Below are 22,122 nucleotides of genomic sequence, written 5' to 3' on the forward strand. Positions count from 1 at the left end.
ATCCCTTTGATTCTGCTCATGAATCCGACAGAGTGCCAATTCGATTGACTCTCATGCGTCCGTTAGCTTTATATTAGAACATATCATGAACAAATGAGCCAGCTGTTGGTTCTCTTTTCGAGAGCCACGGCAATCACCTCTGAAGGAGCGGCGAGCATGAGCGGCGCACGTAGGAGCGCGCTTGCGACCTTGCGCGGCCAGATCGAGCGCATCGAGATTTCGGATACCGTGCACCATCGCGATCGCGTGGCACTGGGCCACCCGGAAGCCGATGGGGCACTGCAGGGCGGGCTCGCGCGCGCGGCGATCCACGAGGTGTTTTGTGAGGGCCGCCAGGGCACGGCCGCGACGGGCTTTGTCAGCGGGCTTGCGGGTCGTGTGACGGAGCGCAAGCCGTTGCTGTGGATACGTCAGGAATTTTCGGACATGGAAACAGGTGCGCTGTCGATGCACGGGCTCGCCGAGCTCGGCCTCGATCCGCGCCGCGTGGTGATGGTGCGTGCCGCCGATGTCGAGAGCGCGCTGCGCACCTCGGCCGATGCGCTCGCCTGCGATGCGCTTGGCGCTGTCGTGCTCGAGCTCTGGGGCGAGACCAGACAGTTCGACCTCGTGGCAAGCCGCAAGCTGACGTTGGCCGCGCAGTCGTCAGGCGTGACCGGCCTGCTGCTGCGGATGGCTGCGCATCCTTTGCCCTCGACCGCGGAGACCAGATGGATGCTGCGCGCGGCAGATTCGCCGCCGGGGGCGATGTGGGGTGCCTGGGGCGCGCCGCGCTTTGATGCCGAGCTCTTGCGCAATCGTCATGGCCCGTGTGGCCGGTGGATCATGGAATGGAAGTGTGATGAGTGCCAGTTCTCTGAATCGTCGGCGTATCCTCAGCCTGTGGCTGCCGCGCCTGCCCATCGACCGGATCAAGCGGTTCTTCAACGGCGGGCTGGGTAGAAATAATGAACCCGGCATCGTCGTCGCCAAGGACAACAACGCGCTGGTGATCCATGCGCTCGACGAGGCCGCCGAGCGCCTCGGCCTGCACATCGGCCTGCCCTTGGCCAATGCACGGGCGATGTGTCCGGACCTGAAAGTGTTCGACGCCGATGTCGCGGCCGATGCAAAGACGCTCAGCGACATCGCCGACTGGTGCGACCGCTTCACACCGCTGGTGGCGCTCGATCCGCCGCATGGGCTGTTCCTGGACATCACCGGCTGTGCGCATCTGTTCGGCGGCGAAGCCGCGCTGTTGCAGACGCTGGTCCGTGCGCTTGCCCGCCAGGGTTTTGCGGTCAGCGCGGCGATCGCCGGCACCTCGGTCTGCGCGCGCACGCTGACGCGGCAGGCACCTGGCACCATCGTCGCCGATGGCGGGGAGGCGGAGGCGATCAGCGCCTTGCCGGTGTCCGCACTCGGCGCCGGCGAGGCCATCACCACCGGCCTGCGCCGTGCCGGGCTGAAAACCATCGGCGATGTCGCCTCCCGCAGCTCCCATGAGATCACGGCACGGTTCGGCGCGCGATTCTCCACCCTGCTCGCGCATGCGCTGGGGCAGGGCGATGCACCGATCAGCCCGCGAAAACCGCTGCCCGACTACATAGTGGAAAAACGCTTTGCCGAGCCGATCGCGACCGACACCATGATCGCGATGACGTTGTCGCGGCTCGCCGACACGCTGATCGCCTCCATGGAGAAGCAGGGCAAGGGCGCGCGGCGGCTGGAGGCCGCGTTCTTCCGCACCGACGGCGTGGTGCGTGCGATCATGGTCGAGACCGGGCGCCCGGTGACGCAAAGCGCGGTCATCGACCGTCTCTTCCGCGAGCGTCTCGATGCGCTCGCCGATCCCCTCGACCCCGGTTTCGGCTTCGACATGGTGCGGCTGTCGGCCAGCCGCACCGAGATCGTGGTGCAGGAGCAGCGCGATCTCGACGCCCATGTCCACGACAATGACGAGCTTGCCGCACTGATCGACCGCATCGCCGCGCGCATCGGCGGAAAGCGCGTCGTCGTGCACCTGCCGCAGGACACCCATATCCCGGAGCATGCGGTGCTGGCCGCGCCTGCGCAGCACCATCTCGCCGCCGCCATGCAGGCCGAATGGCCGGCGCGCGTCGCGAGCGAACCGCCGCTGCGGCCCTTGCGGCTGTTCGACAGGCCGGAGCCGATCAAGGTGCCGTTCGCAACCGTCCCGGACGGCGCCCCGCATCAATTCACCTGGCGGCGCGCGCTGCATGCGGTGGTGCGGGTGGAGGGGCCCGAGCGCATCGCCATGGAATGGTGGCGGCAGGACGGCAAGCAGCTGACGCGGGATTATTTTCGCATCGAAGATGCCGAAGGTCTGCGCTTCTGGATCTTTCGCGACGGTCTTTACGACAGCGAGCTCATCGATGACGAGGGCAAGCCCGTTCCCGCCAACTGGTATGTTCACGGCCTCTTCGCATGACGACATCAGCCTATGCCGAGATCGGCATCACCACCAATTTCTCCTTCCTGCGCGGCGGCTCGGATCCGCGCGCCTATGTGCACCAGGCCAGCATCCTCGGCGTTCCCGCGATCGGCATCGCCGATCACAACACGCTTGCCGGCGTCGTGCGTGCCTACAAGGAACTCGACAATGCCGAGGTGCTGAACAAGCCGAAGCTGCTGATCGGCGCGCGCATCGTCTTCATCGACGGCACGCCCGACATTCTGGTCTATCCGCGCGACCGCGCGGCTTACGGCCGGCTGTGCCAGCTTCTCACCCGGGGCAAGCGCGGCGACGACATCACACGAATCGAGAAGGGGGAGTGCCATCTCACTTTTGCGGACCTGCTGGCGTTTTCGGAAGGTCAGCTTTTGGTCCTGACGCTGCCGCATCGGTTCGAGCCGGCGCAAGCACTGGATATTCTCGCAAAACTCAAGGCAAGTCGCGCCGAGGGCGTGTGGTTGGCGGCGAGCCTGCTCTATCGCGGCGACGACCGGCGCCGCCTGGTGCGGCTCGGCGATCTCGCAGCGTCAGCAAAAGTGCCGCTGCTCGCGACCAACGAAGTGCTCTATCACCACCCCGCGCGCCGTCCCTTGCAAGACGTGCTGACCTGCATCCGGGAAAAGACCACGATCGATGCGATCGGCAGGAAACTCGAGGCCAATGCCGAGCGGTTTTTGAAGACTCCCGGAGAAATGTCGCGGCTATTCCGCGATTTTCCAGGTGCGATCGCGGAGACCATGCGCTTTGCGGACAGGATCGACTTCTCGCTCGACCAGCTCAAATACCAGTACCCGGACGAGCCGGTGCCGCCGGGCAAGACCGCGCAAGAGCACCTGGAGGACCTGACCCGGGCGGGCGTTCAGAAGTATTTCGGCGACAATATCGACGACAAGCTTCGCGCCACCCTGAAAAAAGAGCTCGCGCTGATCGCCGAGCTGAAATACGCGCACTACTTCCTCACCGTGCACGACATCGTCCACTACGCCCGCAGCCAGAACATTCTGTGCCAGGGGCGGGGATCGGCGGCGAACTCAGCCGTCTGCTACGTGCTCGGCATCACCTCGGTCGATCCGACCAAGGTCGACCTGCTGTTCGAGCGCTTCATCTCCAAGGAGCGGCTGGAGCCGCCGGACATCGACGTCGATTTCGAGCATTCGCGCCGCGAGGAGGTGATGCAATATGTCTATCGCCGCTACGGCCGCCACCGCGCCGCAATCATCGCCACCGTCATCCATTATCGCCCGCGCAGCGCCATCCGCGACGTCGGCAAGGCGCTGGGCCTGACCGAGGACGTCACCGCCGCGCTGGCCGACACCGTATGGGGAAGCTGGGGCAAGGGCCTCAACGACATGCAGGTCAAGCAGGCCGGGCTCGATCCCATAAATCCGATGATCAACCTCGCCGTCGAGCTTGCGACCGAGCTGATCGAATTCCCGCGGCATCTTTCCCAGCATGTCGGCGGCTATGTGCTCACGCAGGACCGGCTCGATACCTATGTACCGATCGGTAACGCCGCGATGGACGACCGTACCTTCATCGAATGGGACAAGGACGATGTCGATGCACTCAACATGATGAAGGTCGACGTGCTGGCGCTGGGCATGCTGACCTGCATCCGCAAGTGCTTTGATCTGATCGATCAGCACAAGGGGAAACGCTGGGTGCTGGCAAGCGTCCCGCAGGATGACCCCAAAGTCTACGACATGCTGTGCCTGGGGGAATCGCTCGGTGTGTTCCAGGTCGAAAGCCGCGCGCAGATGAATATGCTGCCGCGGTTGAGGCCGCGGACCTTCTACGATCTCGTCATCGAGGTGGCGATCGTGCGCCCGGGTCCTATCCAGGGCGACATGGTGCATCCTTATTTGCGGCGGCGAAACGGCTTGGAAAAAGTGAGTTATCCATCGCCGTCACCGGAGCATGGCGACAAGGACGAGCTTTACAAGGTGCTGCACAAAACGCTCGGGGTGCCCCTGTTCCAGGAGCAGGCGATGCGGATCGCCATCGAGGCTGCAAAATTCACCTCCGAGGAAGCCAATGGGCTGCGCCGCTCGATGGCGACGTTCCGCAATCTCGGCACCATCGGTACATACGAGGACAAGCTGATCGGCAACATGGTCGCGCGCGGCTACGATCCCGAATTCGCCAAAGGCTGTTTCGAACAGATCAAGGGCTTTGGCTCCTACGGCTTTCCGGAAAGCCACGCCGCAAGCTTCGCGCAGCTCGTCTACATCTCGTCCTGGCTGAAGCACTATCATCCCGACGCGTTCTGCTGCGGCCTGCTGAACTCGCAGCCGATGGGCTTTTATGCCCCGGCGCAGATCGTCAGCGACGCCCGCAAGAACGGCGTCGAGGTGCGCGACATCGACGTGTCCTACAGCTTTGCGCAGAACACGCTGGAAGAGGGAAGCGGCAAATACTGCGCCGTGCGCCTGGGTTTCCGTCAGATCGATGGCTTCCATTGGCTGGATCGGGATGAGGAAAGGCTAAAACGTTCCCAGCTGTCATTCCGGGGCGCGCGAAGCGCGAACCCGGAATCCATCTGGCAGCATACGCCTGGCGAAATGGATTCCGGGCTCGACGCTGACGCGCCCCGGAATGACAATATAGAGAAGGAACAGGACTGGGCCGACCGCATCGTCGCCGCCCGCAATCGCCGGCCCTTCACCTCGCTGGAAGACTTTGCCCGCGACACCGGCCTGCCCAAGCGCGCGCTGATCCTGCTGGCGGATGCCGATGCCTTCCGCTCGCTCGGGCTCGACCGCCGCGAGGCGCTGTGGCAGGTGCGGCGGCTGCCCGACGACGTGCCGCTGCCGCTGTTCGAAGCGGCCACCGCGCGCGAGCAGCCGGACGAGCACGCAAAACCGTTGCCGGTGATGCCGCGCGCCGAACAGGTAGTCGCGGACTACCAGACTATCCGCCTTTCGCTCAAAGGCCACCCGATGGAATTTTTGCGCGAGATGTTTTCGCGCGAGCGCGTCGTGGCCTGCAAGGACATCAGTCATGAGAACGAGCGGAAGCCCGTCCGCTGCGCCGGCGTGGTGCTGGTGCGGCAGCGGCCGGGCAGCGCCAGCGGCGTCGTGTTCATGACGCTGGAGGACGAAACCGGCATCGCCAATGTCGTGGTGTGGCCCAAGATCATGGAGCAGTACAGGAAGGAGGTGATGGGCGCGCGTCTCATCCTGGTCGAGGGCTACATCCAGAGCAGCCCCGAAAAGGTGACGCATCTCATTGCCCAGCGCATGATCGACCGCTCGCAGGATCTGATCGGCCTCGCCAATGACGCGCTGAGCCGCAGGCATCCGGTTCCCGCCGGTGCCGACCTGATTGAGCCGCTCAACGACGACCGCCGCGACCACGTGGATGCTCCCGCCCAGAAAATCCGCCACCCCCGCAACGTCCGCATCCTGCCGCCGTCACGGGATTTTCATTGAAGGCCGTTGCGCAGAACGTCACCACATTCGTCATTGCGAGCGCAGCGAAGCAATCCAGAATGTATCCGCCGCGGCAGTCTGGATTGCTTCGTCGCAAGAGCTCCTCGCAATGACGACGTGGAGAGAGGCCCGCCCTCACTCCGGCGCTGCCCCCACCGGCGGGCCGCCGGGCGGGCGGTGCAGGAAGGTGAGCGAGACGTAGGCGCCGACCCAGGAGCCGATCGCCGCGAAAGCGACATAGAAGGCGTTTTCCGTAGCTGATCACGGCATAGGAGGAGAGCAGGTACCAGATCGCGCTCCAGCTCGCCGCCGGCACGCGCTTGCGCGCGACTACGGCTGACGTGAACATCACATAGACCGCGTCGGTGGCCGCCGTTGCGAGGAGCACGGCGCCGGCGGTGAGGGGATCTATGGCAGTCATTGCATTCCCTTTCGTGATCGTGAAAAGCTTGCAACGTTAGCGGGAGCAGATAGGCATGCAAAGTCCGAGCGAGATACTCAAGGGCATCTGGACTTCTGTCGGTGGTGACGCCACAGCTCTGCAATGCGTGCGACTGACTGGCGAGGAGCCGCAGATCCCGTCTTCGTTTCGCGTTGCCGTTGCCGGACAGACGACGATTGCCGCGGCTGGCCTTGCCGCTGCCGAAATCTGGAAGATGCGCGGCGGCGAGGCACAGGACGTTAGCATCGACATGCGGCACGCCGTCGTCGAATGCCGCTCCGAACGTTACCTGCGCGTCGACGACAAGCCACCGCCACCGGCCTGGGATGCCATTGCTGGCGTCTACAGGACCGGCGATGGGCGCTTCGTCCGCTGCCACACCAATTTCAGGCATCACCGCGACGCCGTTTGCAAGGTGCTCGGCTGCGAGCCGGAGCGCGAGAAAGTGCAGGCCGCATTGATGCGATGGAAGGGCGAGGATTTTGAAACTGCGACTTACGCCGCCGGCGGCGTCGTCGCCCTGATGCGCAGCCATGACGAATGGTCCGCGCTGCCGCAGGCACGAGCGCTCGCCGAATTGCCGCTGATCTCGATCGAGAAGATCGGCGATGCCCCGCCAAAATCCTGGCCTCACGGCGATCACCCGCTGGCCGGCCTTCGCGTGCTCGATCTCTCCCGCGTGATCGCAGGCCCGGTCGCCGGCCGCACGCTCGCGGCCCACGGCGCGGACGTGCTTCTGGTCTCGGGGCCTGAGCTGCCCTCCATTCCCTGGCTCACCATCGATACCGGGCGCGGCAAGCTCACCACGTTGATCGAGCTCAGCAGCGAGGCGGGGCAGGCGCAATTGCGCGGACTTCTGAAAGAGGCCGACATCTTCTCGCAAGGCTATCGCCCGCGCGCGCTCGCAGCCTTCGGGTTTGCGCCCGAGGATGCAGCGAAGATCAATCCCGGCATCGTCTACGTTACGCTGTCGGCCTATGGCCATGCCGGCCCCTGGGCGGATCGTCGCGGCTTCGATTCACTGGTGCAGACCACGACCGGCTTCAACCATGCCGAGGGACAGGCTGCCGGCATCGATGGACCGAAGGAATTGCCGGCACAGATGCTCGACCACGCCACCGGCTATCTGATGGCGTTCGGCGCGATGATGGCCAAGGCCCGTCAGGTCCGCGAAGGCGGCAGCTGGCACTTGCGGGTGTCGCTGGCGCAGACCGGGCGTTGGCTGTGGAATCTCGGCCGGCTCGAGCATGGACTGAACACCCCGGATCTTCCGGGCGAGGCCGTACATGCTGCATTCATCGAGAGCATGCCATCCGGCTTCGGCACGTTGAAGGCAGTGAAGCATTCGGCGGTGCTGTCGAAAACGCCGGCACGATGGAGCCGTCCGGCAATGCCGCTCGGCACTCATCCACCCGAATGGCCGGTGCGAACCTGACACCGAGCTTACTTGGAGCTGACGTGTCGCAAAATTTTAACGCAAACCGAAAGGCGCACCACGTTTTTTAGGTTGTTTGAAATCTGAATTCGGCACTATTAGCGCGACCGAACAGGCAGTCATTTGCCGAGATCATCGCAGATTTAACCGGGCCCCATGGCAGTTGAAAATACCAAGCGATTGCAGGTGTTTACAAAACAACGGATGATCGTATCCGTAGTTTTACTGGCACTCGCCGGCGCCGGGGCCTACGGCTTCCTCTATGCTGGGACCAAGCAGAAGAGCCACTCCGAAATCTCCAGCCAGTCGCGCAGGAATGCGCAGAACTTCACGCCGACGCCGTCCGAATGGGCGACGCTGACGATCGAGCCGGTCAAGGCCAAGACGTTCCGGGCTGAATATGTCACCGAGGGCAAGGTCGCGGTCGACGAGGATCGCTCGACGCCGGTGTTCTCGCCCTATGCTGGACGTGTGACCAAGCTGCTCGCCAAGCCCGGTGAGAGCCTGAAGCAGGGTCAACCGCTGTTCACGATCGAGGCCGCCGACACCGTGCAGGCGCAGAACGATTTCATCACGGCGATGACCTCGCAGAACAAGGCGAAGTCGGCGGTCGATCTCGCCGACATTCAGTTCAAGCGCGCCAAGGATCTCTACGAAGGCCACGCCATTCCGCTGAAGGATTATCAGCAGGCCGAAGTGACCCAGATCCAGGCGCAGAACGACGTGCGCTCCTCGGCGACAGCGCTGGAAGCTGCGCGAAACAAGCTGCGCATCCTCGGATTCACCGACGAGACTATCAAGACCTTCCAGGACAAGGGCGCCATCAATCCGGAGGTCACGATCTACTCGCCGATCGCGGGCACGGTCGTGCAGCGCAAGATCGGTCCGGGCCAGTACGTCAATTCCGGCGCCAGCGATCCGGTCTTCGTGATCGGCGATCTCTCCACGGTCTGGCTCACCGCCTTCGTACGCGAAAGCGATGCAGCTTCGGTCTGCATCGGGCAGGACATCACCGTCGATGTCATGGCGCTGCCGGGCCGTCCCTTGACCGCCAAGGTCAACTATGTCGCCACGGCGATCGACCCCAGCACCCGCCGTCTCCTCGTCCGCGCCACCATCGACAACAAGGACGGACTGCTCAAGCCGGAGATGTTCGCCAACGTCACGATCTATTCCGCCGGCGACCGCGCTGCACCCGCGGTCCCGAAGCAGGCGTTGATCTATGAAGCCGACCAGGTCCGCATCTGGGTCGCGCGCGAGGACAAGTCGGTCGAGCTGCGCCAGATCAAGATCGGCCTCATCAACGGCAATCTCGTCGAGGTCACCAGCAACCTCAAGCCCGGCGAGCAGATCATCACCAAGGGCAGCCTGTTCATCGACCGTGCGGCGTCCGGTAGCTAGTGCAGTGACGCTTGATTGAATCAGCTGCTCAGCGCACGAGTTCACCTCGCCCCGCTTGCGGGGAGAGGTCGGATTGCGCTCGGCGACGCAAAGCGTCGTCCGGTGCAATCCGGGTGAGGGGGACTCTCCGCGAGTCCAACTCTCGCCGTCCCCGCGGAGAGTCCCCCTCACCCCAGCCCTCTCCCCGCAAGCGGGGCGAGGGAGAACGCCCGAAGACCTGAATGGATCGCCTCGTCGCCCTTGCCGTCAACCGGCGCTTCCTGATGGTCGGAATGTTCGTCGCCGTCTTGATCGGCGGCCTGATCGCGTTCAATCAGCTCAACATCGAAGCCTATCCCGACCCGACCCCGCCGATGGTCGACATCGTGACGCAGAGCCCCGGCCTGTCGGCGGAGGAGATCGAACGCTACATCACGATCCCGATCGAGACCCAAGTCGCCGGTCTGAAGAACCTCACGACCATCCGCACCATCTCGCTCTACGGCCTCTCCGACGTCAAACTCCAGTTCTCCTTCGCTTATACCTATGACGAGGCGCTGCAGCAGGTGTTGAACCGCCTGGCGCAGCTTGCGCCGCTGCCGGGCAACGTGCAGCCGCAGATATCGCCGCTCAGCCCGATCGGCGAAATCTTCCGCTACCGGCTGGTCGGTCCGCCGAACTACAGCGTGCTCGACCTCAAGACCATCCAGGATTGGATCCTCCAGCGCCGCTTCCGCGCCGTCCCCGGCGTGATCGACGTGACGGGGTGGGGCGGCAAGAGCAAGACCTATGAGCTTCAGGTCGACTTCAACAAGCTGGTCGCCAACGGTCTGACGCTGCCGCAGCTGCTCCAGGCCGTCGGCAACTCCAACGTCAATGTCGGCGGCAACACCGTCAATATCGGCCAGCAATCGGCGGTTGTGCGCGGCGTGGGCCTGATCCGGTCCATTGACGACCTCGCCAACACCATGGTGGCCCAGACCGGCGGCAATCCGGTGCTGGTGAAGGACGTCGCCACGGTTACGGTGGGCCAGAGGCCTCGTCTCGGTATCGCCGGCCTCGACGAGGCCGACGACATCGTGCAGGGCATCGTGCTGATGCGCCGTGGCGAGCAGAGCTCGCCGACGATCAAGCGCGTCCACCAACTCGTTCAAACCATCAACAATTCCAGCATCCTGCCGCCCGGCGTACGCATCGAGCGCATCTACGACCGCGGGGACCTGATCGAGCTCACCACCCACACCGTGCTGCACAACATGGTGCTCGGCATGCTGCTGATCGTGCTGCTGCAATGGATCTTCCTCGGCGACCTGCGCAGCGCGCTGATCGTCGGCGCCACCATTCCATTCGCGCTGTTCTTCGCAGTGATCATTCTGGTGCTGCGCGGGGAATCGGCGAACCTGCTGTCGGTCGGCGCGATCGATTTCGGCCTGATCGTCGACGCCACCGTCATCATGGTCGAAGCGATCTTCCGCCGACTGACCCAGACGACGCCGATGTCGGAATCCGAGCAGATGTCGAACGAGACGCTGTTCGGCATGAAGAGCCATGCCATCCTCAGCGCCGCGGCGGACGTGTCGCGCTCGATCTTCTTTGCCGCCGCCATCATCATCGCGGCGTTCCTGCCGCTGTTCACGCTCTCCGGCGTCGAGGGCAACATCTTTGGGCCGATGGCGCGTACCTATGCCTACGCGCTCGCCGGCGGGCTGCTTGCGACCTTCACCGTCACCCCGGCGCTGTCCGCGATCATCCTGCCCGCGCATGTCGAGGAGACCGAGACGAGGATCATGCTGATCCTGCACCGGATCTACATGCCGGTGCTGAATTGGGCGGTCGCCAACCGCAAGATCATGCTCGCGGGCGCGCTCGGTCTCGTGCTGATGACGGTGGCGCTGAGCCGGCTGCTCGGCCTCGAATTCCTGCCCAAGCTGGAAGAGGGCAACCTCTGGATCCGCGCCACTTTGCCGCCGACCATCTCGCTCCAGGAAGGCAACACCTACGTCAACGAGATGCGCAAGCTGATACGCGCCCGGCCCGAAGTGGAATCCGTGGTTTCGCAGCACGGCCGTCCAGATGACGGCACCGACGCGGCGGGCTTCTTCAATGCCGAGTTCTTCGCGCCGCTCAAGCCCGCCAGCGATTGGCCCGGCACGCATGACAAGGAGGAACTGACAGCGCAGTTGCTCAAGCAGCTCGACGACCGCTTCCCCGGGGTCGAGTTCAACTTCTCGCAATATCTCCAGGACAACGTCTCCGAAGCCGTCTCCGGCGTGAAGGGCGAGAACTCGATCAAACTGTTTGGCAGCGATCTGCAAGCGCTCACCGACACCGCCAACAAGATCAAGTCGGTGCTGGCGACGGTGCAGGGCGTCACCGACCTTGCGGTGTTCACCTCGCTCGGACAACCGACCATCCAGATCGACATCGACCGGGCCAAGGCCGCGCGCTATGGGCTCGCGCCCGGCGACATCAACGCCACCATCAAGGTCGCGATCGGCGGCGACACCGCGGGCGATCTCTATGAGCCCGGAAGCGACCGCCACTTCCCGATCATCGTTCGCCTTGCGCCGGAATTCCGCAGGAGCGCCGAGGCGATCCAGAACCTGCGGATCGGCGCGCCCGGCCCGAACGGCACCGTCACGCAGATCCCCCTCAGTGAGGTCGCCAGCATCAGCCTCGTCTCGGGTGCGGCGTACATCTACCGCGAGCAGCAGGAGCGCTATCTGCCGATCAAGTTCTCGGTGCGCGAGCGCGACCTCGGCAGCGCGATCCGCGAGGCGCAGCAGAAGATCGCCGATCAGGTGCGATTGCCGCCCGGCGCGCACATGGACTGGGTCGGCGAGTTCGGCAATCTTCAGGACGCGATCCGGCGGCTGTCGATCGTGGTACCGATCTCGCTGGCGCTGATCGGCGTCCTGCTCTGGTTCAATTTCGGCTCGATGACCGACACGCTGCTCGCCATGAGCGTGATCCCGATGGCGATCTTCGGCGGCGTGCTCGGGCTATTGATCACCGGTACGGCGTTCAGCGTCTCCGCCGCCATCGGCTTCATCGCGCTGTTCGGCATCGCAGTGATGGACGGCATCATCATCCTGTCGCAGTTCAACCAGCTGATCGACGAAGGCATGGACCGCATGAGCGCAGTGATACGTACCGGCGAATTGCAGCTCCGGCCGGTGCTGATGACTTGCGTCGTCGCCGGCATCGGTCTGCTGCCTGCCGCCCTGTCGGAGGGTATCGGCTCGCAGGTGCAAAAGCCGCTTGCGGTGGTCGTGGTCACCGGCATGATGCTGGCGCCGGTCGTGATCTTGGTGACCCTGCCCGTCCTGATCTCCTTCTTCTCCCGCCGCGCACGCTAGGGCAGTCAGAACCCGTAAAGCCGGGCCGGATTGTCGCCGAGGATCTTCCTGCGGACATCCGCATCCGGCGCCCACACCAGAAGCTGGTTGAGCAGGCGCCCGTCGTCGATATTGTAGAGCGGCGCGATGTCGGTGGCTTTGCGTCCCTCGACATGGCTCGAATCCGGATGCGGCCAGTCGGTGCCCCAGACGATGCGATCCGCGTTCGCCGCGATCAGCGCCTGCGCGAATGGAACCATGTCCTGGTATTCGGGTACGAGCTTAGACGAGCGGTAGGCTCCCGAAATCTTCACATAGGCCCTGCCGGATTTGACGAGCGCGACGAGGTCGGAGAATCCCGGCTGCTCCAGTCCGAGCGAAGCCTCGAGCCCGCCGAAATGGTCGAACACAGCGGGCACCGGTGCGGCCAGCACCAGGTCCTTGATCGCCGAGATCATCGGCAGTGTGGTGTAGAGCTGCACGTGCCAGCCGCGCGACTTCATGCGCTCGACGGCCGCCGTGAAGCGGGCGCGGCCGACATTGGGATCGCTGATTCCGCCGGTCGCGAGATTGATGCGGATGCCGCGGAAGCCGTCCGCCCGCATCGCGTCGAGCTGCGCCTCGGTCGTCTTGTCATCGATCACGGCGACCCCGCGCGCGGTCGCGCCGCGCGCCTTCATGCCGAACAGGGTGGAGGAGTTGTCAGTGCCGTAGACGCTCGGGGTGATGATCACCACCCGCTCGATATGCAGCGCCTTGTGCAGCGCCGCCATTTCTTCCGGGCTCGCCGGCTCCGGCGTATAGACGCGCCCGGCGAAGAACGGAAACTTTTCGACATCGCCATGGATATGAGTGTGGCAGTCGCAGGCATGCGGCGGCACGTCGAAATTGACCTGCGTCGCAGGCTGCGACGGCTTGGCGCGGGCTTTGTCGGTCATGGCTACTCCGGCGGCAAGGGAGGCAAGCAGGACGCTGCGTCGGTGGTTGTCTCCCTGCTTATCTTTTGGCGGCGGGCACCGGGAGAATATCACATCAGTCGGACAACCGTTGTGCTTCGCTGCATAGCTGCTCGACAAGGTCCGCAAGCGGGCGTGAGCCGTCAACGCGTACCACCGGACAGGACAGGCCGGCGAGCCACGCGTCATGCTTTGCAAGATTGCGGCCTTCGCGATCACCGGCCTCGTAATGGGAGGCCCATTCGACGAAGGCTTCGGTTTCGTCATGGCGCCAGCCGCCCGGCGCGACGGCATCGGCGCCGAAATGGGCGGCCTCGCGCGCGCGCAATCGCATCAACCGGATTTCGCGCGGCGCGGCCACGAAGACGACGCGATCGAAGAACGGCACAAGCTCCTCGCCCCAGCCGGTGACGGATCCGCTCAGCACCCAATCGAGACGCGGCAGAAACATCTCGCGCATCAGGTGCAGGCGCTCGGAGGCGGGGCGCGTGGTCTGGTAGGGCGGCGCAGTCGGCAACCAGAAATAATCATCGCTGTCGTGATGGGGAAGGGCAAGCCTGTCGGCGAGCGCGCGACCGAGCGTCGTCACGCCGGAGCCTGAAGCTCCCATCAGATGGATGCGACGACTCTTCATGTTCACATCCTGAGACTGTCTGAACCGATTTTGGCGGCCGTGACGCGATCGCTACGTTCCAGGGCGCGGTGCGCTCCCTTACGCGGCGCGGCGGCGCTTTGATGGACGACCGCTTGTCGCGCGTTGGGCCGACAATGTCAGGCCTAACGCTCCGACAATACGCATGACCGTGCCGAACTCGGGATTTCCGGTCTCTCCGAGTGCCTTGTACAGGCTTTCGCGGTTCAAGCCGGCTTTCTTCGCGATCGCGCTCATGCCGCGCGCACGCGCGACGAGGCCAAGCGCGTCACGCACGAAATCGGCATCGCCAGTCTCCAATGCGGCCGCGATATAGGCCGCCTGACGCTCTTCGGTGTTGAGATAGTCGGCAGCGTCGAAGCGTGTCGTCCTGGATGCCGTTTTGACCGTCGTTTTCGCTGCTTTTGGCATCACAATGTCTCCGCTAGTTGCTGGGCTAGCTTGATGTCTTGTCGCTGCGTTCGCTTGTCCCCACCACACAGCAGGATCACGATCTGCGTTCCGCGCTGCACATAGTAGATCCGATAGCCCGGTCCGTAGTCGATGCGCATTTCCCGGACCTTACGGCCGACGCTCTTGCTGTCGCCGGGATTGCCCATCTCCATGCGGCGAATGCGGGCAGTGATCCGGGCAACCGCGCTGGCGTCTTTGAGGCGGTTCAGCCACTCCGAAAAATGCTCGGTTTGTCTCACCTCGATCATGAGAGCGCAACTGTAGTCCATGGGCTACAAAATGTCAAGAAGAGTGGCGCGCCGGACGGTGGGCGGTGCAGGGAGGCTGAAGGCGTTGCGGACGGCTACTGCCCCGAGGGCGTGCGCAATCCGTGCCAGGCGTCGCGGACCTGGTGGTAGTGCACCTCGGGTAGGTAGTCCGGCGTGTTCAGGCTCAGCGTCTTGACGTCGAGGCGGCCGACAGCGCTGAGCAGCGTGTAGGACGCGATCACGCGGTCGCGCAGCGCGCCGATCAGGCGGGCCCTGGCCTGGATCAGGTCGGCCTGCGAGTTCAAGACGTCGACGGTCGTGCGCTGTCCGCCGGACGCTTCGCGCTGCACGCCTTGCAATGCCACGCTTGCCGCCTTCACTTCGGATTCCGAGGCCGAGACAGCGATCTTGGCCCCCTCATTGGTGACCCAGGCGCTGGTCGCTGCCGTGCGCGCCTGGTTGCGCACTTGGTCGAGCACGAGCCGGCTCTGCGCCGTAATCTCCTTGGTCTGCCGCGTCTGCGAGGCGGCCTGGCCGCCATCATAGATTGGTGCGGTGACGTTGGCGACGATCGAGGCCTGGTCTTCTGCGAGGGTGCCGAGCGTCGGGTCGTTGTTGCGGCTGCGGCTGGCGCTGCCTTGAATGCTCGCGCTCGGCAGCAGCGTGCCTTCGGCAATGCGGATGGTGGTGGAGGCGACATCGACGTCGAAGCTGGCTGCCATCACCGCCGGATGCTCGCGGATCGCCATCGTCATCGCGTCCTCGCGGCTCCTTGGCAGATAGCGATCGACGACCTCGGCGGGCCGAAGCTGCGACGGGGTATTTCCGACCACCTGGGCGTAGGTCGCCTGGCTCACCGCCAGCGCGACTTCGGCGGCATTGAGATCGGCGAGCCCGCGGTTGAGCCGGGCCTCGGCCTGTGCACTGTCGGTCGGCGTGACGTCTCCGGCGTTGAGGCGGCGCTGGGTGACGGCGAGCGTCTCGCGCAGGAATGCGACGTTGGAGCGCTGCGCCTCGACCAGCGACTGGTTGGCCAGCACGTTGGTGTAGGCGGTTACAGCGTCCAGCAGCACGCCCTGGCCGACATTGCGCAGCGCCTCGCGGCCCGACTGCACCTGGAGCTCCGCCATCCGCACGCTGTTGGCGGTGCGGAAGCCATTGAACAGGGTCTGCGTCACGGTGACGCCGATAACCCATGGTTTCAGGTTCGCGGTCTGGATGGTGTTGTCGGGCAGCAAATTGCGCACCGACTGCAGACCGGCGCTGAGGCTTGCCACGATCTGCGGGCGGTAGCCGGCGAGCGCCTGCGGCACGTTCTCGTCGGTGGCGCGCTGCCGCGCTCGCTCGGCGTTGAGTTGCGGATTGGTCTGGTAGGCTTTTGCCAGCGCTTCCGGCAAGGCTTCAGCCTTGGCGGTGGCAGTCACGGCGCAGGACAGCGTCAGCGCGGTCCATGTCGCCAGGACAGGAGCCACGCCCGATCGATGCCGCATCATCACGCGACCAGCTCTGGCGGCACGCCCAATCATGTAATCCCGCAAACTTTCGGCTGTCCGCCCCCGCCAACGGCCGCCCTCTTACCTGTTTAACCAGCGCCGGTCCCGCAGGCAAACTGCCGCGGGCAAAACCCCCATGTATTCCGTGCTTGTTGCAGCTTCGTCACAGGGATTCTGCTGGAGGCGTCAGAGCCTTACACCAGCCTTACCTGCGCTCGTCTTGCCGGTGCTCGCCTTAGCGGTTCTTGTTCACCGGCTTGCGCTTCTCGATGAACGCGGCCATGCCTTCGGAGCGATCTTCGAGCGCAAAGGTCGAATGGAACAGGTTGCGCTCGACGCTCATGCCCTCGGCGAGCGTGGTCTCGAAGGCGCGGTTGACCGCTTCCTTGGCCATCGCGACTGCGGGCCGTGACATCGCGGCGATCTTCTCGGCCGCCGCCATCACCTCGTCCATCAGCTTGTCAGCGGGCACGATGCGGCTGACGAGGCCGCTTCGCTCGGCTTCGGCTGCATCCATCATGCGGCCGGTGAGGCAAAGGTCCATCGCCTTGGACTTGCCGATCGCGCGCGTCAGGCGCTGGGTGCCGCCGATGCCCGGGATAGTGCCGAGCGTGATTTCGGGCTGGCCGAATTTGGCCGTGTCGGCGGCGATGATGAAATCGCACATCATCGCGAGCTCGCAGCCGCCGCCGAGCGCAAAGCCTGCGACCGCGGCAATCGTCGGCTTGCGGCAGCGCGCGATGCGATCGCCGCCGATCGCGGCAAAGTCCTCGGAGAACATGTCAATGAAGCCCTTCGGCTGCATCTCCTTGATGTCGGCGCCAGCGGCAAAGGCCTTCTCGCTGCCGGTCACGACGATGCAGCCGATCACGTCATCGGCCTCCAGATCGTCGACGGCGGAGGCGATCTCGCGGAACACGCCGAAGGAGAGCGCATTGAGCATCTTCGGCCGGTTCAGCTTGATGATGCCGACCGCGCCTTTGCTTTCGACGATGATGTGTTCGAACGTGCTCATGCTCCACCCACGCATTTGAATGAGCGAGCAATGTGCCCGCTGGCGCGGTGGGCTTCAAGAGGGCCAAACGCCCCGCAGGGACGCGCGTGCCGCGCGCCCTTACGGAACCGGCCGTCAGGCCATGAACATGCGCGCGGCGGAGGCCAGCGTCAGCAGCGTGCCGACGCCGATGAAGATCTTGCCGATCAGCGAACTCTGGTCCCAGGCCGAATTCTGCTGGCTGCTCGCCATCACCGGCGCTGGTCGCGGTTGTGCGTCGGTCGCGGCAATAACCGCCTTCTGCGCAGTCGAACTGTCCTGTTGCAGGGCACGGTCGAGGTCGTTGAGCTGGTCGGGTGGGACCACTTGGTTCTCCGCGCCGGAGGTGGCGGTATCATCGGCCGCTGCCTGCACATTGTCGTTGGCGCGACCGGTCATCGCGGAGGCCGCCGCCGCGGGCGGAGTATCGCCGGCCGCGAGCTGTGCATTGGCGTCGGCGACTGCGGGCGGCATCTGGCTGGAGGCCGGCACGTCGCTGGCGGTCTTTGCATCGCCAGCCTTTGCATCGCCAGCCTTGGCGTCGTCTGCTTTTGTCGCCTCTTTCTTGTCCGCGCTGTCGCCCGAGGATTTCTGCGCCGTCTTGCTATCGGTGCGATGGTGAGAAGCTCGGCGCCGCTGCTTGCCGGATTTGACGTCATCTGCCTGTTTGCTGGCGCTGTCCTCCTTGGAGCTTGCGGTCGAGCTTGGCGCCGCCTGCGCCGCGCCGCCGAACAGCACGAATACCGCGGCCAAGAGAAGCAATGCCGCACGCCTGCTGGCTTTCAACATGTTGAGGGTCTCCCCGATTGCGCCATCCCGAACCGAACAGAGACCCCGGCGCATGACGACAGCGGGGCAAAAAATGGGAATCTTCGGGCTAGACCGGGCGAAAGCGGGGCAAATCAGGGCAGCGCCCCAGCCACCCGGATGCGAGTCGAACCGATCGGTGTTATGAGCCTCCCGGCCTTTAGGATGGATCGGAGCCTTTGGGTTGCGTCCTGATCACGACTTCGTGATCTCTGGGGTGCCGGCGTAACAAATTGAAAGAGCGGCCGAATTGCCGTGTAGGAGCGCGCGTGCGCGGACGTGAGGACGAGTGGACCGGCCTGATGCGGTCGGCCATGGCAGGGGATGATGCAGCGTATCATCGTCTGTTGAGGGCGGTCACGCCGGTGCTGCGCGCTGCCGCGAGGCGCGGCCTGGCGCGGGCTGGGCAGCCTCCCGACCAGGCCGAGGATATCGTGCAGGAGATTTTGTTGGCGGTGCATCTGAAGCGACACACCTGGGACAGCGAAGCCCCCTTCGCGCCCTGGCTGTTCGCGATTGCCCGCAACAAGCTGATCGATGCGCTGCGGCGGCGGGGCCGGCGGATCTTCGTTAACATCGACGACTTCGCCGAAGCGCTGCCGGGTGAAGCGCCGCAGGAGACGGCATCCGCGGGCGAGGTCGCGGCGCAGCTCGATACCTTGCCGCAGCGCCAACGCGACGTGTTGCAGTCGATCGCGGTCGAAAGCGCCTCGATCAAGGATACGGCGGCAAGATTTTCGATGAGCGAAGGCGCGGTGCGGGTCGCGCTGCATCGCGGACTTTCGGCCCTCACCGCCAAACTGCGGGACCACTAGGATGGATACCGACCAACTCATTCGCACGCTTGCGGCCGACAATGCCCACCGCGCCCCGCGCGTCGGCGCGATGCTGACCATGGCGCTGCTGGTGGCCGCACCCTTGTCGATCCTGATTTTCGCCACCTTCCTTGGCGTGCGTCCCGACCTGATGAGCGCCATGCACAATCCGTTCTTCGACATGAAGTTCGCGGTGACGCTGTCGCTCGCGATTCCCGCCATCATCGTCAGCCTGCACCTGTCGCGGCCCGAGGCTCTTTTGCGCGGTTGGGGCTGGTTGCTGCTGCTTCCCGTCGGCTTGCTTGCGGTCGCAATCGGCGGCGAGATGATGATGGCGCCTGCGATGCCTATGACGATGCGAATGGTCGGCAAGAACTCCAGGGTGTGCCTGTCTGCGATCCCGGCGATGTCGCTGCCGCTGCTTGCGGGCGCGCTGTTCGGGCTGCGACACGGCGCGCCGTCGCGCCCTGCGCTTGCAGGCGCGCTCGCTGGCCTCGTGTCAGCCGGGCTCGCCGCGACGCTCTACGCCTCGCACTGCACCGACGACTCTCCGTTGTTCGTCGCGACCTGGTACACACTGGCGACCGCGCTGGTGACCGCGATCGGTGCGCTGGTGGGATCGAAAGTGCTGCGCTACTGAGCAGCCGGCGTCGCGCCCTGTTGCATGCGGTGAAAGCGCAGCACCTGCTGCGCGGTCGAGCTGCGCAGGGCCTCGTACGTGTCGCGCAGGGTCAGCGTGTCCGTCTGCGGGCCGCCGGATAATTTTTCGCGCATGGCGATAATGGCGCGCACGCTCGGCCACGACATGCCAGCGACCTTGGCGAGGAGCATCACGCCCTCGGTGCGGCTCTCGATCATGATGCTCTCGGCAGTCTCGACCGAGACGCCGGCGAGCGCGGCGAGCCCTGCGGTGGTCTCGTCGAACTTGCCCTGCTCGGCGAAGGTCGCGACCTGGAATTCGTTGAGACGGCCGTCGTCGTGCAGCGACTTCACCAGCGCCCGCGCCATCTCGACCTGCCTCGTCACGGCGGCGACGCGAACCCGCCGGGCGACTTCCTGCACCACACTCGAGACTTCGTCGGCGAGCTCCGGATGGGCAGCTTCGAGCTTCTTGCGCACGTCGAGCGACGCTTTCGCGACCAGCTTCAGGTAATGATGGCGCGGCAGGTCGGGCCGCAGGCCGATGCAGCTGGCGAGGTCGTCGTCGCGTTCAGCGCGTGTGACGAGCTCGGTGAGGCTTCCCTCGGAGAGCTGCGCGCCCGGATTCTTGACGGTCGATTGCACCACCTCTTCGTCGCCGCGCGTCACCAGCACGTCGCTCAATGCTTCGGAGAGCACCCGCCGCAACGAGATCGCCTTGAGATGCGCCTGGCCCCTGCTGTGCGCAATCTCGATCAGGGTTACCTCATCCAGGCGCTCCGACTTCGTCAGCACGGGGCCGGCGACCTCGATGACCTCGTCGAGCGCGAGCGTGCGGATGGTTTTGGGCGGCGCGGCCGCCATCGGCGCGAGGCGGTCGGCAAGCAGCGCCCTGGCCGACGTTTCGATTTGCCCGATCAGGCACTGGAAGACGTCGTCGAACAGCCGGACATGGTCGTCGGAATAGTCCAACGCGTTGTTGACGAAGAGATCGGTGATCCGGCGCAGCGTCTCGACGCGGCGTGCGACGGTGCCGTGCGAGAGTGCCGCCTGCAATTCGTCGAGCAGATTTTCGGCTGGCTTGGCGGATTTGGATCTCATAGCCCTGTCCTGGAGCGTTCGATCCCGCGGCGGCTTCTGCGCGCCCCGGAGGAAATGGATTGGTCAGCTCGATGCAATGCGGTTGCGCCCTTGCGCCTTGGCCGAATAGAGTGCGCGGTCGGCGCGCGCGAGAAACGTGTCGGCAGTATCGTTGTCGCGCAGCGTTACGACGCCGGCTGAAATCGTCACGCGCATGCCGGGGGAGAATGCGCTCCAGTCGAGGTCCGCGACGATTCCGCGCAGCCGATCGAGCATGCGCGACGCGACGTCGCCCGCCATTCCCGGCAGCAACAGCAAAAATTCCTCGCCGCCGTAACGGCCGAAACGATCGGCGGGGCGGATGTTGGCAAAAATCGTGATCGCGAAGGTGCGCAGCACCTCGTCGCCGACGGGATGACCGTGCGCGTCGTTGATGCGCTTGAACCAGTCGAGATCGATCAGTGCGATCGCGCAAGGCGCGGCCGCCTGCCGCGATATTTCAATCTCGGCGTCGAGATGCCGCATGATGCAGCGGCGGTTGTAGGAGCCGGTGAGCTCGTCGAGTTCGGCGAGTTCCTCGATGCGCTGATATGCGGCCTTCAGCTCGATGCTGCGCCGGTACAGGATCTTCCGCAGCGTGGCGCCGAATAGCCCGAGAAAGGCACACTGGCCGATCACCAGGACGAAGCAAAGCATCGAGGCGGTGCGCTCGAGGCGGGTTCCGACGGGAAGTCCGATCGGCAGGTCCGAGGCCAGGAAGACCAAACCGAGTCCGCAGGTTGCGAGACCCCAGGTGACCATCGCCTGGCTCGACGTCATGCGCAGCGTACCGAAGGCGAAGATCAGGAACAGGACGGCGATGAAGGCGATCCCGACTGTCGGCGCCGACACCAGGAACACGAACTGCAGCGCCATGTGCGCTGAGATCTGGAACACGGTGAGATAGTGATCGCTGTGGCGGTCGCCGACGCCGGCTTCCGACAGCACAGTGAATGTGCCGATGATGAGCAGGCCGCCGAGCCAGAACAGCGAGGGAACGGCCATCGCGACCGCGCCGTCATGGGCGTACAGCAGCAGAACCGCCGCGCCGAGCGAGTAGCTTGCGACCTGGCCGGCATACATCTGGCGACGCTGCCGCACGCGCCGCGCGCGCATCTGCGGCATCGTCGCGTCGGAGGTCAACGCGAGATCCGCGGCTTCTGCGGCATTCCGGTCCGGGAGGGATGTCGCGGCCGTGCTCATGGTCTCGCCATTGGTGGATGTCAGTCCAAAAATCTACGTGGCAAGCCTTTAGGTTTGGTATCCTCGCCCGGCGAATCCAGGCTTGCTGCACGGCCAAACGGTCTTGATCCGATAGGGAAATTAGCGAGCGATTAGGGATCGCCGGCAATCGGGCCGCGGGGCCTTCAGGATGCGCTGCGCAAGGCTGTGTTATGGACTGAGGCTTGGTAAGGTCGCGGGGCCT

The 22,122-nt window shown here is 64.7% G+C and carries 17 protein-coding genes and 1 pseudogene; 8 read left to right on the plus strand and 10 right to left on the minus strand.

Going from position 1 to position 22,122, the window contains the following annotated elements:
* The first annotated feature begins 156 nt into the window (after positions 1 to 156).
* From FXV83_RS31115 to FXV83_RS31125, 3 genes are read left to right on the plus strand one after another with little or no spacing between them, the layout of a single operon-like run.
* Positions 157 to 942, plus strand: coding sequence for an ImuA family protein (locus tag FXV83_RS31115; protein WP_148743407.1), 786 nt, complete (start codon positions 157 to 159; stop codon positions 940 to 942).
* Positions 842 to 2,431: a Y-family DNA polymerase gene (locus tag FXV83_RS31120; RefSeq protein WP_187436287.1), complete on the plus strand. Its 1,590-nt coding sequence runs from the start codon at positions 842 to 844 to the stop codon at positions 2,429 to 2,431. The genes FXV83_RS31115 and FXV83_RS31120 overlap by 101 nt, the downstream gene beginning before the upstream one ends.
* Complete coding sequence (locus FXV83_RS31125; RefSeq protein ID WP_148743408.1) at positions 2,428 to 5,886, plus strand: error-prone DNA polymerase; 3,459 nt, start codon at positions 2,428 to 2,430, stop codon at positions 5,884 to 5,886. The genes FXV83_RS31120 and FXV83_RS31125 overlap by 4 nt, the downstream gene beginning before the upstream one ends.
* A 135-nt stretch (positions 5,887 to 6,021) precedes the next feature.
* Here FXV83_RS31125 and FXV83_RS44415 read toward each other — a convergent pair.
* A pseudogene (locus FXV83_RS44415) lies at positions 6,022 to 6,307 on the minus strand (hypothetical protein).
* Positions 6,308 to 6,362: 55 nt separating this feature from the next.
* Here FXV83_RS44415 and FXV83_RS31140 point away from each other — a divergent pair.
* From FXV83_RS31140 to FXV83_RS31150, 3 genes are all read left to right on the plus strand, one after another.
* Complete coding sequence (locus tag FXV83_RS31140) at positions 6,363 to 7,763, plus strand: CoA transferase (RefSeq protein WP_148743410.1); 1,401 nt, start codon at positions 6,363 to 6,365, stop codon at positions 7,761 to 7,763.
* Between the two features lie 156 nt (positions 7,764 to 7,919).
* Positions 7,920 to 9,164: an efflux RND transporter periplasmic adaptor subunit gene (locus FXV83_RS31145; protein ID WP_148743411.1), complete on the plus strand. Its 1,245-nt coding sequence runs from the start codon at positions 7,920 to 7,922 to the stop codon at positions 9,162 to 9,164.
* A 221-nt stretch (positions 9,165 to 9,385) separates the two neighbouring features.
* Positions 9,386 to 12,502 (plus strand): efflux RND transporter permease subunit, encoded by a 3,117-nt coding sequence (locus FXV83_RS31150; protein WP_148743412.1) that lies wholly within the window; start codon positions 9,386 to 9,388, stop codon positions 12,500 to 12,502.
* A gap of 5 nt (positions 12,503 to 12,507) precedes the next feature.
* Here the strand turns inward: FXV83_RS31150 and FXV83_RS31155 are convergent, their stop codons facing one another.
* From FXV83_RS31155 to FXV83_RS31185, 7 genes are all read right to left on the minus strand, one after another.
* A complete protein-coding gene (locus FXV83_RS31155) occupies positions 12,508 to 13,419 on the minus strand; it encodes an amidohydrolase family protein (protein ID WP_148743413.1) in 912 nt (303 codons plus the stop codon).
* A gap of 94 nt (positions 13,420 to 13,513) precedes the next feature.
* Positions 13,514 to 14,071: a P-loop NTPase family protein gene (locus tag FXV83_RS31160; protein WP_148743414.1), complete on the minus strand. Its 558-nt coding sequence runs from the start codon at positions 14,069 to 14,071 to the stop codon at positions 13,514 to 13,516.
* 78 nt (positions 14,072 to 14,149) lie between these two features.
* Positions 14,150 to 14,500, minus strand: a complete 351-nt coding sequence (locus tag FXV83_RS31165) for an addiction module antidote protein (protein ID WP_148743415.1) — start codon at positions 14,498 to 14,500, stop codon at positions 14,150 to 14,152.
* Positions 14,500 to 14,790: a type II toxin-antitoxin system RelE/ParE family toxin gene (locus FXV83_RS31170; RefSeq protein WP_148743416.1), complete on the minus strand. Its 291-nt coding sequence runs from the start codon at positions 14,788 to 14,790 to the stop codon at positions 14,500 to 14,502. The genes FXV83_RS31165 and FXV83_RS31170 overlap by 1 nt, the downstream gene beginning before the upstream one ends.
* A 95-nt stretch (positions 14,791 to 14,885) precedes the next feature.
* On the minus strand, positions 14,886 to 16,316 hold the full coding sequence (locus FXV83_RS31175) for a TolC family outer membrane protein (RefSeq protein WP_148743417.1): 1,431 nt from the start codon (positions 16,314 to 16,316) through the stop codon (positions 14,886 to 14,888).
* Between the two features lie 202 nt (positions 16,317 to 16,518).
* The gene (locus tag FXV83_RS31180) at positions 16,519 to 17,298 is read right to left on the minus strand and encodes an enoyl-CoA hydratase (RefSeq protein ID WP_148743418.1); all 780 of its coding nucleotides are present in this window, start codon (positions 17,296 to 17,298) and stop codon (positions 16,519 to 16,521) included.
* Between the two features lie 114 nt (positions 17,299 to 17,412).
* Positions 17,413 to 18,105, minus strand: a complete 693-nt coding sequence (locus FXV83_RS31185; RefSeq protein WP_148743419.1) for a hypothetical protein — start codon at positions 18,103 to 18,105, stop codon at positions 17,413 to 17,415.
* 287 nt (positions 18,106 to 18,392) lie between these two features.
* Here FXV83_RS31185 and FXV83_RS31190 point away from each other — a divergent pair, with 287 nt between their 5' ends.
* Positions 18,393 to 18,938: a sigma-70 family RNA polymerase sigma factor gene (locus FXV83_RS31190; protein ID WP_148743420.1), complete on the plus strand. Its 546-nt coding sequence runs from the start codon at positions 18,393 to 18,395 to the stop codon at positions 18,936 to 18,938.
* Position 18,939: 1 nt separating this feature from the next.
* Positions 18,940 to 19,578: an NrsF family protein gene (locus FXV83_RS31195; protein ID WP_148743421.1), complete on the plus strand. Its 639-nt coding sequence runs from the start codon at positions 18,940 to 18,942 to the stop codon at positions 19,576 to 19,578.
* Here FXV83_RS31195 and FXV83_RS31200 read toward each other — a convergent pair.
* Both FXV83_RS31200 and FXV83_RS31205 read right to left on the minus strand, forming a co-directional pair.
* Positions 19,572 to 20,678, minus strand: coding sequence for a DUF2336 domain-containing protein (locus FXV83_RS31200; protein ID WP_148743422.1), 1,107 nt, complete (start codon positions 20,676 to 20,678; stop codon positions 19,572 to 19,574). The two genes, FXV83_RS31195 and FXV83_RS31200, sit on opposite strands and share 7 nt — an antisense overlap.
* A 63-nt stretch (positions 20,679 to 20,741) precedes the next feature.
* Positions 20,742 to 21,899 (minus strand): GGDEF domain-containing protein, encoded by a 1,158-nt coding sequence (locus tag FXV83_RS31205; RefSeq protein ID WP_148743423.1) that lies wholly within the window; start codon positions 21,897 to 21,899, stop codon positions 20,742 to 20,744.
* Between the last annotated feature and the right edge of the window lie 223 nt (positions 21,900 to 22,122).

Origin of the sequence: Bradyrhizobium hipponense (genome assembly GCF_008123965.1) — a bacterium.
Lineage (GTDB): Bacteria > Pseudomonadota > Alphaproteobacteria > Rhizobiales > Xanthobacteraceae > Bradyrhizobium > Bradyrhizobium hipponense.